Genomic DNA, 13,519 nt, shown 5'->3' on the forward strand with positions numbered 1-13,519 from the left:
CATGTGGAGGGAACGAGGGGAAGTGAAACATCTCAGTACCCTCAGGAAGAGAAAACAACCGTGATTCCGGGAGTAGTGGCGAGCGAAACCGGATGAGGCCAAACCGTATGTGTGTGATACCCGGCAGGGGTTGCGCATGCGGGGTTGTGGGATTGCACTTCAACAGTCTGCCGGCTGTTGGGCAAGTCAGAAACCGTTGGTGTAGGCGAAGGACATGCGAAAGGTCCGGCGTAGAGGGTAAGACCCCCGTAGCTGAAACATCAACGGCTTGCTTGTGTGACTCCCAAGTAGCACGGGGCCCGAGAAATCCCGTGTGAATCTGGCGGGACCACCCGCTAAGCCTAAATATTCCCTGGTGACCGATAGCGGATAGTACCGTGAGGGAATGGTGAAAAGTACCGCGGGAGCGGAGTGAAATAGTACCTGAAACCGTGTGCCTACAAGCCGTGGGAGCGTCGCTGGCCGTACTTGTACGGTCAGTCGTGACTGCGTGCCTTTTGAAGAATGAGCCTGCGAGTTAGCGGTGTGTAGCGAGGTTAACCCGTGTGGGGAAGCCGTAGCGAAAGCGAGTCCTAATAGGGCGTTTGAGTTGCACGCTCTAGACCCGAAGCGGAGTGATCTAGCCATGGGCAGGTTGAAGCGGCTGTAAGAGGTCGTGGAGGACCGAACCCACCAGGGTTGAAAACCTGGGGGATGACCTGTGGTTAGGGGTGAAAGGCCAATCAAACTCCGTGATAGCTGGTTCTCCCCGAAATGCATTTAGGTGCAGCGTCGTGTGTTTCTTGCCGGAGGTAGAGCACTGGATAGGCGATGGGCCCTACCGGGTTACTGACCTTAGCCAAACTCCGAATGCCGGTAAGTGAGAGCGCGGCAGTGAGACTGTGGGGGATAAGCTCCATGGTCGAGAGGGAAACAGCCCAGAGCATCGACTAAGGCCCCTAAGCGTACGCTAAGTGGAAAAGGATGTGGAGTCGCAGAGACAACCAGGAGGTTGGCTTAGAAGCAGCCATCCTTGAAAGAGTGCGTAATAGCTCACTGGTCAAGTGATTCCGCGCCGACAATGTAGCGGGGCTCAAGCGTACCGCCGAAGTCGTGTCATTTCAGCAATAGGGCCAACGCCCGCTGGGATGGGTAGGGGAGCGTCGTGTGCCGGGTGAAGCAGCCGCGGAAGCGAGTTGTGGACGGTTCACGAGTGAGAATGCAGGCATGAGTAGCGATACACACGTGAGAAACGTGTGCGCCGATTGACTAAGGGTTCCTGGGTCAAGCTGATCTGCCCAGGGTAAGTCGGGACCTAAGGCGAGGCCGACAGGCGTAGTCGATGGACAACCGGTTGATATTCCGGTACCCGCTTTGAAACGCCCAATACTGAATCCTCTGATGCTAAGGCCGTGAAGCCGTCCTGGAGCCTTCGGGCAAAGGGAAGTGGTGGAGCCGCTGAACCAAGGTGGTAGTAGGTAAGCGATGGGGTGACGCAGGAAGGTAGTCCAGCCCGGGCGGTGGTTGTCCCGGGGTAAGGGTGTAGCCCGTCATCCAGGTAAATCCGGATGGCACATGGGGTGAGACCTGATGCCGAGCCGATTGTGGTGAAGTGGATGATCCTATGCTGTCGAGAAAAGCCTCTAGCGAGTTTCATGGCGGCCCGTACCCTAAACCGACTCAGGTGGTCAGGTAGAGAATACCGAGGCGTTCGGGTGAACTATGGTTAAGGAACTCGGCAAAATGCCCCCGTAACTTCGGGAGAAGGGGGGCCATTCCTGGTGATCTGTTTTACACAGTGAGCTGGGGGTGGCCGCAGAGACCAGCGAGAAGCGACTGTTTACTAAAAACACAGGTCCGTGCGAAGCCGTAAGGCGATGTATACGGACTGACGCCTGCCCGGTGCTGGAACGTTAAGGGGACCGGTTAGTGATCTTTCGGGGTTGCGAAGCTGAGAACTTAAGCGCCAGTAAACGGCGGTGGTAACTATAACCATCCTAAGGTAGCGAAATTCCTTGTCGGGTAAGTTCCGACCTGCACGAATGGCGTAACGACTTCTCGACTGTCTCAACCATAGGCCCGGTGAAATTGCACTACGAGTAAAGATGCTCGTTTCGCGCAGAAGGACGGAAAGACCCCGGGACCTTTACTACAGTTTGATATTGGTGTTCGGTTCGGCTTGTGTAGGATAGGTGGGAGACTTTGAAGCGGCCACGCCAGTGGTTGTGGAGTCGTCGTTGAAATACCACTCTGGTCGTGCTGGATGTCTAACCTCGGTCCGTGATCCGGATCAGGGACAGTGTCTGATGGGTAGTTTAACTGGGGCGGTTGCCTCCTAAAGAGTAACGGAGGCGCCCAAAGGTTCCCTCAGCCTGGTTGGCAATCAGGTGTTGAGTGTAAGTGCACAAGGGAGCTTGACTGTGAGACCGACGGGTCGAGCAGGGACGAAAGTCGGGACTAGTGATCCGGCAGTGGCTTGTGGAAGCGCTGTCGCTCAACGGATAAAAGGTACCCCGGGGATAACAGGCTGATCTTCCCCAAGAGTCCATATCGACGGGATGGTTTGGCACCTCGATGTCGGCTCGTCGCATCCTGGGGCTGGAGTCGGTCCCAAGGGTTGGGCTGTTCGCCCATTAAAGCGGTACGCGAGCTGGGTTTAGAACGTCGTGAGACAGTTCGGTCCCTATCCTCTGCGCGCGTAGGAATATTGAGAAGGGCTGTCCCTAGTACGAGAGGACCGGGACGGACGAACCTCTGGTGTGCCAGTTGTCCTGCCAAGGGCATGGCTGGTTGGCTACGTTCGGAAAGGATAACCGCTGAAAGCATCTAAGCGGGAAGCCTGCTTCGAGATGAGTATTCCCACCCCCTTTGAGGGGTTAAGGCTCCCAGTAGACGACTGGGTTGATAGGCCAGATGTGGAAGCCCGGTAACGGGTGGAGCTGACTGGTACTAATAGGCCGAGGGCTTGTCCTCAGTTGCTCGCGTCCACTGTGTTAGTTCTGAAATAACGAACGACCGTGTTGTATCCGGTGTTGGTTAGTTTCATAGTGTTTCGGTGGTCATTGCGTTAGGGAAACGCCCGGTTACATTCCGAACCCGGAAGCTAAGCCTTTCAGCGCCGATGGTACTGCAGGGGGGACCCTGTGGGAGAGTAGGACGCCGCCGAACAATTTTTCAACGTCGGCCCCTGAACTTCGGTTCAGGGGCCGACGTTTTTTTATGCCCTGTCACTTGGTGTTCACGTCCGGCGCGCAGCATGCAGGCATGAGTACCGCGAGGTTCCTGAAGTCAGCAGGCATCCGGGTCGGCGACGAGGTCGTCCTGTCGGCGTACGGTGACGCCGAAGCGGCCGCGGCCGTGGTGATGGCCGGAGCCCGGCCCGTGTTCGCCGACATAGATCCTGAGAGTTACTGCCTCGACCCGGACGCGGTCGCCGCCGTACTCACCTCACGTACCACCGCTGTCGTGGCGGTCTCCGCCTTCGGGCACCCGCCGGACATGGCGAGGATCGGTGAACTCGGGCGCCGGCACGGGCTGCTGGTCGTCGGGCCCGGGGAAGCCGTCGCCGCACCGGATGAAGTCGGGCAACGCCGTTCACACGCGGCCTATCTGGGCGACCGGCTGACCGGGGTACGGACGCCGGTCGCGAACGCCGCCCACACGTACCAGCGTTACGTGGTGCGTGTGCCGGGCAACGGACGGCCCGACCGCGACGCTTTCGCCCAGGCTCTGCGCCGCAGGGGAGTGGGGTGCGAGGTGCCGGTGCCGACGCCCGTTCACCGCATGCCGGCCTTCCGCCGCGGTGTGCGCCTGCCCGAGACCGAGCGGGCCGCCGACGAGACGCTCGCACTTCCGGTGCACGGCTCGTTGCGCCGGCGGGAGCTGCAGCGGATGGTCTCCTCCTGCAACGCGCTCGGGGGCCTGCTCCAGCCGGCCTTCTGAGCGATGATCCCGCTGCTGCGCAACGAGCCCTCTGATCAGGCCGCTTGGAGCAGAGCCGAGCGCGGCACGGACCGAGTGGGGTGGCGCGAAGCACCGCCGGACTTCGGGTATGATCGATCTCGTTGCTGCGCCCCAATAGCTCAGTCGGTAGAGCGTCTCCATGGTAAGGAGAAGGTCTACGGTTCGATTCCGTATTGGGGCTCTCACACCGAAAGGCCCCCGCCGGTTGGCGGGGGCCTTTCGCGTCGGTGGCTACTTGGGCGGCTCGGGCACACGCATGGCCAGGATCGCCATGTCGTCCGAGGCCGGTTCGGCGGCGAAACGCTCCACCGCGCGCAGAATGCGGCCGGCCACCGCGCCCGCGGTCAGACCGGTGCAGGTACTGAGGACGTCGGCGAGGCCGTCGTCGCCGAGCATCCGGGTGCCCTCGCGGCGCTCCGTGACGCCGTCCGTGACGCAGAGCAGCACGTCGCCAGGTTCGAGTGTCACCGTCTGCTCGTACAGCTCCAGGTCCTCCATGACGCCCAGCAGCGGCTGTGGCTCCGCCGCGGACTCCACGGTGCCGTCCTGCCGCAGGCGCAGCGGGAGCGGGTGCCCGGCGCAGACGACCTTGAGTAGGGCGCTGCCGTCCTCCTGCGGCCACAGCTCGCCGTAGAGGAGAGTCAGGAAGCGGCTGCGCGCGCCCTCGTCGAGGATCGCGGCGTTGAGCCGCTCCAGGACGGCGGGGCCGCTGAACCCCTCCCGGGCGAGGAGCCGCAGGGCGTGGCGGGCCAGGCCGGTGACGGCAGCCGCCTCCGGGCCCGTACCGCAGACGTCACCGATGGCGAAGCCGTAGGCGCCGTCCCGGATCGGGAAGAGGTCGTAGAAGTCACCGCCGACCTCGTTGCCCTCGCCGGCCGCCCGGTAGATGACCTCCACCTCGACATTGGGCACATCCGGCAGGCCCGGCGGCAGCAGGCTGCGCTGCAGCGCCTGGCTGATGGCGGTGCGCTCCGAGTAGAGGCGGGCGTTGTCGAGCGCGAGTGCCGCCCTGCGCGAGAGATCTTCGGCGAGCTCCAGGATCTCCTGGCGGAAGTGGTCGTCGGAGGGTTTGCCGAGGGTGAGCATGCCGATGACGCGGTTGCGGGCCACCAGCGGGAGCACCACGGTCTCACCGCCGACGGCGGCGGCCGTGGCGAGTGTGGTGCCGATGCCGGACCCGAGCGCCGGGCTCGACCCGAGACCGAGGCTGCGCATGGACGAGGTCAGCGCCGCCTGGTGCGCCGCCTCGCCGGGGGCCGCCCAGCTCCTGGCGCCCGGGGTGGGCACAGGCTCGGGCGGGCTGATGCGCGAGAGCAGGGCCTTGAGTCCGTCGATGCGCTCCTCGTCCTCGTGCAGCACATAGGAGAGGTACGGCTCGGACGACTGGTCGGCGATCGTGTAGACGGCGCACCAGGCGGCCAGGGTCGGCACGGTCATCTGGGCCATCAGCGCCAGGGTCTGATCGCGGTCGAGGGTGCCCGCCAGCAGGTCGGACGCCTCGACGAGGAAGGAGAGGGAGCCGCGGCGCAGCTTCTCCAGCTCGCCCAGCCGGGCCGACTCCACGGCGAGGGCGATGCGGTCGGCGGCGAACTGCAGGCGCAGCGCCTGCTCGTTGGAGTACCGGCCGGGGGCCTCCGTGGAGACGCCCAGGGATCCGGTGAGGCGGCCCTCGACCTTGAGCGGGACGGTGACGACCGAGCGCATGCCCGTGCCGTTCAGCAGGGGTACGGCGCCGGGCACGGCCGCCAGGTCCTCGTGGACGGCCGGCATCCGCGCCGATCCGTACCGTCCGGTGCCGGCCTCGACCGGGACCCGGGCGAACCGCTGGCGGGCGGAGGGCAGCCCCGTGGTGGCCCGTACCTCCAGCTCCGTCTCGTCGTCCGTCGCGAGCAGCAGGAACGCCGCGTCGGCGTCGAGCATGTCCCGCGCGCGCTCCACGGTGCGCTGGAGGAGGCCGTCGAGATCGTCGGGGGCGGGGGAGCCGATGAAGACTTCGAACGGGTCGGCGGTGCGGTGGTCGGCGAAGGAGTTCGCGTCGTTCTTCGGGGTGCGGGCCGGTGTCTGGAGGACCGCCCGCTCGTAGTCGTTGACCAGCAGGCAGACGGTGCTCGGTTCGCCCTGTGCGTCGCGGACGCGCAGATGCGCGGCGTAGACGGGGACGACTCTGTTGTCGGCGGTCCGGATGCCGTAACTGCCCTCCCAGCGCGACAGCAGGAGGGCGTCGGCGATTCCGGTGCCGGTGCCCGGGGTGTGCGGCCAGGCGGCGAAGTCGGTGAGCTGCTTGCCGACGACCTGGTCCGCGGGGTGGCCGAAGAGCTCCGTCGCGTCCTCGTTCCAGGAGGAGACGGCGCCGGTCCCGTCGATCTGGATCACCGCCACGCGGACGCGACCGTCGGTCACCGGGAGGAGCTCGACCGGGAGCAGCGGGCCCGCCGACCGGGCGCCGACCGGGCGCTGCGGCAGGTCGAGTTGGAACCACACCTGTTTCTGGGTGGGCGTGTAGTCGACGCCCCATCGGGAGGCGAGCGCCGCGCAGAGCAGCAGTCCGCGGCCGCCCTCCCGGTCGGGGCTGCCGAACGACTGTCCGCTGCCCTGGAGCGGGACTTCGCGCTCCGGGTAGTGGTCGGCGACTTCCACCCTGACGCTGTCCTCGGTCCGCAGGCACAGGACCTCGGCGTTGGTGCCCGCGTGGACCACCGCGTTGGTGACCAGCTCGCTGGTGAGGACCACGGCGTCGTCCACGACGTCCGAGTACCCCCACCCCTGGAGGGTGTCACGGACAAAGGTGCGGGCGGTCGCTACCGACCGTCCGACCGGTTCGAAACTGGCAGCCGCCCGCGCGGTGATCACAGAACTCCTCGTACGCGTCTCGACGCCCGGCTCTGCCATGTCGGCCCGCCCCTCGCTGCCCGGTGGTAGTACTGGTGCCTCCGCCCCCGCCGGGCGGACCGGGACGGTTGGACAGCCGGATGCCAGGTTACTTACCTTCGCGGTCCGTGCGGATGCCGGTCACAGGGTTTCCGCCTTCAGTGGGCGGGGACGGTATGCAAAGCTGCCGAACTGTTATGGCCTGGTCCTGCCATGGTGAAACACTGGGCAAGCTTCTCGGTACAGCCCGGGCAGTACGGCCAACCCCTGCGGGAGGGACACGGTGGAGTCTGGCACGGCGGCGCGTGACAAGAACACGCGCGCAAAAAGCGGACAGTCGCCAAAAAAGCGACACCACGGGACAACTGAAGTGGATACCGCTGCCCTGGGCAGACTGCTGACCGCTCTGGCCGCGATGCGGGACGGGAACTTCCGGCGGCGGCTGACGGTCTCGGGCGACGGCACGATGGCCGAGATCGCGGCTGTCTTCAACGAGGTCGCGGACCGGAATCTCCATCTGACGGGCGAGGTCGCCCGGGTGCGCCGGATGGTGGGCCGTGAGGGCAAGCTCACCGAGAGGCTGGAGACGGGGGCCCTGGAGGGCTCCTGGGCCGTCGCGATCGACGCGGCCAACGAACTGGTGGACGATCTCGCGCGGCCGGTCTCCGAGGTCGGCAGGGTGCTGTCGGCGGTGGCCGAGGGCGACCTCGAACAGCGGATGGACCTGCGGTCGCAGGCCATGGACGGCGTGGAGCGGCCGCTGCGCGGCGAATTCCTCAAGGTCGCCCGTACGGTCAACAACCTGGTCGACCAGTTGTCGGCGTTCACCGACGAGGTGACGCGGGTCGCACTTGAGGTCGGTACCGAGGGCAAGCTGGGCGGTCAGGCCCAGGTGCGCGGGATGTCCGGCTCGTGGAAGGGCCTCACCGACTCGGTGAACACGATGGCGTACCGGCTGACGGCGCAGGTGCGTGACATTGCTCTCGTCACGACCGCCGTGGCCCGGGGCGATCTGTCACGCAAGGTCACCGTCCATGTGGCGGGCGAGATGCTCCAGCTGAAGAACACCGTGAACACGATGGTCGACCAGCTGTCCTCGTTCTCGTCCGAGGTGACCCGGGTCGCGCGTGAGGTGGGTACGGAGGGTGAGCTCGGCGGCCAGGCGGCCGTGCCGGGGGTGGCCGGCGTGTGGAAGGACCTCACCGACTCGGTGAACACGATGGCCGGGAACCTGACGTCACAGGTGCGCGGTATCGCGGAGGTCACCACGGCCGTCGCCAGCGGCGACCTCTCGCAGAAGGTCACGGTGAGCGCGCGCGGCGAGGTCGCCCAGCTCGCCGAGACCATCAACCAGATGACCGAGACGCTGCGCACCTTCGCGGACGAAGTGACCCGGGTGGCCAGTGAGGTCGGTGCCGAGGGCCTGCTGGGCGGCCAGGCGCAGGTGCCGGGCGCCGCGGGCACGTGGAAGGACCTGACCGACTCCGTCAACACCGTCTTCCGCAACCTGACGACACAGGTGCGGGACATCGCGCAGGTGACCACGGCGGTCGCCAACGGCGACATGTCGCAGAAGGTCACGGTGGATGTGGCCGGCGAGATGCTGGAGCTGAAGAACACCGTGAACACCATGGTGGACCAGCTGCAGTCCTTCGGTTCCGAGGTGACCCGGGTGGCGCGCGAGGTCGGCGTCGAGGGCCGTCTCGGCGGGCAGGCCGAGGTGCCGGGTGCCGCGGGGACCTGGAAGGACCTCACCGACTCGGTGAACACGGCCTTCCGCAACCTCACCGGGCAGGTGCGCGACATCGCGCAGGTCACCACGGCGGTCGCCAACGGCGATCTGTCGCAGAAGGTCACGGTGGATGTGGCCGGCGAGATGCTGGAGCTGAAGAACACCGTCAACACGATGGTGGCGCAGCTCTCCTCCTTCGCCGACCAGGTGACACGGATGGCGCGTGACGTGGGCACGGAGGGCCGCCTCGGCGGGCAGGCCCGGGTGGACGGCGTCAGCGGCACGTGGAAGGAGCTCACCGACTCCGTCAACTTCATGGCGGGCAACCTCACGTCGCAGGTCCGGCAGATCGCCCAGGTGACCACCGCGGTGGCCCGGGGCGACCTGTCGCAGAAGATCGACGTGGATGCGCGCGGCGAGATCCTGGAGCTGAAGAACACCATCAACACGATGGTCGACCAGCTCTCCGCCTTCGCCGAGCAGGTGACCAGGGTCGCCCGCGAGGTCGGTACGGACGGGCGGCTCGGCGGCCAGGCACAGGTACCGGGGGTGGCCGGGGTCTGGCGCGATCTGACCGACTCCGTGAACGGGATGGCGGGCAACCTCACCGCTCAGGTCCGCAACATCGCGCAGGTCGCGACCGCGGTGGCCCGCGGTGACCTGTCGCAGAAGATCGACGTGGACGCGCGCGGCGAGATCCTGGAGCTCAAGAACACCCTGAACACGATGGTCGACCAGCTGTCGTCGTTCGCCGAGCAGGTCACGCGGGTCGCTCGCGAGGTGGGCACCGAGGGGATCCTGGGCGGGCAGGCGGAGGTCCAGGGGGTCTCCGGTACGTGGAAGGACCTCACCCAGTCCGTCAACTTCATGGCGAACAACCTGACCTCGCAGGTGCGGAACATCGCCGAGGTGACCACCGCGGTCGCCAAGGGCGACCTGTCGAAGAAGATCACCGTCGACGCCAAGGGCGAGATCCTCGAACTCGTCACCACCGTCAACACGATGGTCGACCAGCTGTCGTCGTTCGCCGAGCAGGTCACCCGCGTCGCGCGTGAGGTCGGTACCGAGGGCATCCTGGGCGGGCAGGCCCGGGTGCGCGGGGTCACCGGGATCTGGGAAGACCTCAGCGACAACGTGAACCTGATGGCCAACAACCTGACCAGCCAGGTCCGGAACATCGCGCAGGTCGCCACCGCGGTCGCCAACGGCGATCTGACCAAGAAGGTGACCGTGGAGGCGCGCGGCGAGGTCGCGCAGCTCGCGGACACCGTCAACACCATGGTGACGACGCTGTCCTCGTTCGCGGACGAGGTGACGCGGGTGGCGCGTGAGGTGGGTACGGACGGCTCGCTCGGTGGCCAGGCGCGGGTGCCGGGGGTCTCCGGTACGTGGAAGGACCTCACCGAGTCGGTGAACTCGATGGCGTCCAACCTGACCGGGCAGGTGCGCCAGATCGCCACGGTCACGACGGCCATCGCCAAGGGCGACCTGACGAAGAAGATCGACATCGACGCCCAGGGCGAGATCCTGGAGCTGAAGACCACCATCAACACGATGGTCGACCAGCTGTCGAGCTTCGCCGAGCAGGTGACCCGGGTGGCCCGCGAGGTGGGCACCGAGGGCCAGCTGGGCGGGCAGGCGCGGGTGCGTGACGTGGACGGCACGTGGCGCGACCTGACCGAGTCGGTGAACGAGATGGCAGGGAACCTGACCCGTCAGGTGCGCGCCATCGCGGCCGTGGCCACCGCGGTGACCCGCGGTGATCTCAATCTCAAGATCGACGTGGACGCGGCCGGGGAGATCCAGGCGCTCCAGGACAACATCAACACAATGATCGCCAACCTGCGTGACACCACGGTCGCCAACAAGGAGCAGGACTGGCTCAAGGGCAACCTGGCCCGTATCTCCGGTCTCATGCAGGGACGCAGGGAGCTGGTGGACGTGGCGTCGCTCATCATGAGCGAGCTCACGCCGGTCGTCTCGGCCCAGCACGGCGCGTTCTTCCTGGCGATGCCCAGCGGCTCGGCCGCGGAGAACGGCGCGGGCTCCGAGAACGCGTACGAGCTGCGGATGCACGGCAGTTACGGCTACTCCGCCGGCTCCATGCCGACGACGTTCCGGCCGGGGGAGACGCTCATCGGCACGGCCGCCGAGGAGAAGCGCACCATCCTGGTGGAGAACGTGCCGCCGGGGTACCTGAAGATCTCGTCGGGGCTGGGCGAGGCGCCGCCCGCCCATGTGATCGTGCTGCCGGTGCTCTTCGACGGGAAGGTCCTCGGGGTGATCGAGCTGGCTTCCTTCCAGCCCTTCACCCATATCCAGAAGGACTTCCTCAACCAGATCGCCGAAATGATCGCGACGAGCGTCAACACGATCAGCGTCAACTCGAAGACCGAGGTGCTGCTCAAGCAGTCGCAGGAGCTGACCGAGCAGTTGCGGGAGCGTTCTGCCGAACTGGAGAACCGGCAGAAGGCACTTCAGGCCTCCAACGCCGAACTGGAGGAGAAGGCCGAACTGCTGGCCCAGCAGAACCGCGACATCGAGGTGAAGAACACCGAGATCGAGGAGGCCAGGCAGGTCCTGGAGGAGCGTGCCGAGCAGCTTGCCGTCTCGATGCGCTACAAGTCCGAGTTCCTGGCGAACATGTCGCACGAGCTGCGCACACCGCTGAATTCGCTGCTGATCCTCGCCAAGCTGCTCGCCGACAATGCCGAGGGGAATCTCTCTCCCAAGCAGGTGGAGTTCGCGGAGACGATCCACGGAGCGGGTTCGGATCTGCTCCAGCTGATCAACGACATCCTGGATCTGTCCAAGGTCGAGGCGGGCAAGATGGACGTCAGCCCGACGCGGATCGCGCTGGTCCAGCTCGTCGATTACGTGGAGGCCACCTTCCGGCCGCTCACGGCCGAGAAGGGGCTGGACTTCTCCGTACGGGTCTCGCCCGAACTGCCCGCGACGCTGCACACGGACGAGCAGCGCCTGCTGCAGGTGCTGCGGAACCTCCTCTCCAACGCGGTGAAGTTCACCGACACCGGGGCGGTGGAGCTGGTCATCAGGCCTGCCAACGCCAACGTGCCGAACGCGATCCGTGAGCAGCTGCTCGAAGCGGGTTCCCTGCGCGACGCGGACGGGGACCTGATCGCCTTCTCGGTCACCGATACCGGGATCGGTATCGCGGCGAGCAAGATGCGGGTGATCTTCGAAGCGTTCAAGCAGGCGGACGGGACCACCAGCCGCAAGTACGGAGGGACCGGGCTCGGGCTGTCCATCAGCCGGGAGATCGCGCGGCTGCTCGGCGGTGAGATCCACGCGGCGAGCGAGCCGGGACGCGGGTCGACCTTCACGCTGTATCTGCCGCTGCACGCCAGCGAGCTGCCTCCCCAGGGGTATCCGCAGCTGACCCCGGGCGGCCTGGAGCAGAGCCGCGGCAGGGCAGGCGAGGGAGCGCGCGCGGCGATCGGCCCGTCGGCCGGTATGGCGCCCACGGACGGCCAGGGCGGCCCCGCGGAGCTGTTCCGCCGGCGCCGCAGGTCGCTGGGCCAGACCGGCGGACAGCCGGCGCTGCCCGCCAGCTCGGGCGTACAGGCGGCGTCCGCGGAGCCCGAGTCGTGGGTGGCGGAGCCCGAGCAGGAGCCCAAGCCGCGCAGGGTCTTCCAGTTCAACGGCGAGAAGGTGCTGATCGTCGACGACGACATCCGTAACGTCTTCGCGCTCACCAGCGTCCTCGAACAGCACGGTCTCGCGGTGCTGTACGCGGAGAACGGCCGTGAGGGCATCGAAGTGCTGGAACAGCACGACGACGTGACGCTCGTTCTGATGGACATCATGATGCCGGAGATGGACGGTTATGCGACGACGACGGCGATCCGCAGGATGCCGCAGTTCGCCGGGCTGCCCATCATCGCGCTCACGGCGAAGGCGATGAAGGGCGACCGGGAGAAGGCCATCGAATCCGGTGCTTCCGACTATGTCACCAAGCCCGTGGATCCTGATCATTTGCTCACGGTGATGGAGCAGTGGATGAGCGGTGAGTGATTGATTGATGAGTGAATCTCTATGAGTTACTGACCGACTGTGGTCGAAGGTGTGTGAGGCGGGCGTATCCGGGGAACCTTCTGGTCCCCCGGCCCGTTTCTTCCTCAGGCACCGTGACATCGCGGTGACAGGGTGTGGCGACAGGCGGGGTGCGGTTACCATGACCGGCACAAGGACGGACGGCGTTACGGAGCTGTCCCCTGGGGCGGCGCCCGGTGCACTGCCGGGACGAGGAGGACGGGCCATGGTGCAGAAGGCCAAGATCCTCCTGGTCGATGACCGGCCGGAGAATCTGCTGGCGCTGGAGGCCATTCTCTCCGCGCTCGATCAGACACTGGTACGGGCATCGTCCGGGGAGGAAGCGCTGAAAGCGCTGCTGACGGATGATTTCGCAGTGATTCTGCTGGACGTGCAGATGCCTGGCATGGACGGTTTCGAGACCGCCGCGCACATCAAGCGGCGGGAGCGGACCCGGGACATCCCGATCATCTTCCTCACCGCGATCAACCACGGGCCGCACCACACGTTCCGGGGTTACGCCGCGGGGGCCGTGGACTACATCTCGAAGCCCTTCGACCCCTGGGTGCTGCGCGCCAAGGTGTCGGTCTTCGTCGAGCTCTACATGAAGAACTGCCAACTGCGTGAGCAGGCGGCCCTGCTGCGTCTCCAGCTCGACGGCAGCGCCCCCGCCGTCGGTGACTCCAGGGAGCCCGCCGGGCTGCTCGCCGAACTGTCCGCACGGCTCGCGGCAGTTGAGGAGCAGGCCGAGGCGCTCTCCAAGCAGCTCGACGACGAGTCGGCGGATGCGGCCGCGGTGGCCACGGCGGCTCACCTGGAGCGCAAACTCACCGGTCTCCGCAGGGCTCTGGACGCGCTGGAGCCCGGCACGGGCGGCCCGGCCGCCGCGCTCCCCTCGCAGAACTGACGGGCTGTCCGGCGTCC

4 protein-coding genes, 1 tRNA gene and 2 rRNA genes (1 of these 7 only partly in view) are annotated in these 13,519 nt (G+C 66.1%); 6 read left to right on the plus strand and 1 reads right to left on the minus strand.

What is annotated here, in order from left to right:
* The 4 genes from OG917_RS25660 to OG917_RS25675 all read left to right on the plus strand — a co-directional run.
* Window positions 1-2,952, plus strand: a 23S ribosomal RNA gene (locus OG917_RS25660); it begins 172 nt to the left of the window's first position.
* 78 nt (window positions 2,953-3,030) lie between these two features.
* Window positions 3,031-3,147, plus strand: a 5S ribosomal RNA gene (rrf, locus tag OG917_RS25665).
* Between the two features lie 96 nt (window positions 3,148-3,243).
* The gene (locus OG917_RS25670; protein ID WP_328319965.1) at window positions 3,244-3,921 is read left to right on the plus strand and encodes a DegT/DnrJ/EryC1/StrS family aminotransferase; all 678 of its coding nucleotides are present in this window, start codon (window positions 3,244-3,246) and stop codon (window positions 3,919-3,921) included.
* A 129-nt stretch (window positions 3,922-4,050) separates the two neighbouring features.
* Window positions 4,051-4,123 (plus strand) — tRNA-Thr (locus OG917_RS25675).
* 50 nt (window positions 4,124-4,173) lie between these two features.
* Here OG917_RS25675 and OG917_RS25680 read toward each other — a convergent pair.
* Window positions 4,174-6,831 carry a SpoIIE family protein phosphatase gene (locus OG917_RS25680; protein ID WP_328319966.1) on the minus strand — a complete coding sequence of 886 codons (2,658 nt, stop codon included), beginning with the start codon at window positions 6,829-6,831 and terminating at the stop codon, window positions 4,174-4,176.
* A gap of 262 nt (window positions 6,832-7,093) precedes the next feature.
* On the opposite strand from OG917_RS25680, the gene OG917_RS25685 reads away from it, so the two are divergent.
* Window positions 7,094-12,577, plus strand: coding sequence for a HAMP domain-containing protein (locus OG917_RS25685; protein WP_328319967.1), 5,484 nt, complete (start codon window positions 7,094-7,096; stop codon window positions 12,575-12,577).
* 244 nt (window positions 12,578-12,821) lie between these two features.
* Window positions 12,822-13,502 (plus strand): response regulator, encoded by a 681-nt coding sequence (locus OG917_RS25690; RefSeq protein WP_328319968.1) that lies wholly within the window; start codon window positions 12,822-12,824, stop codon window positions 13,500-13,502.
* The last annotated feature ends 17 nt before the right edge of the window (window positions 13,503-13,519 follow it).

The organism is Streptomyces sp. NBC_00388 (genome assembly GCF_036061255.1).
In the GTDB taxonomy this organism is placed as follows: Bacteria; Actinomycetota; Actinomycetes; order Streptomycetales; family Streptomycetaceae; genus Streptomyces.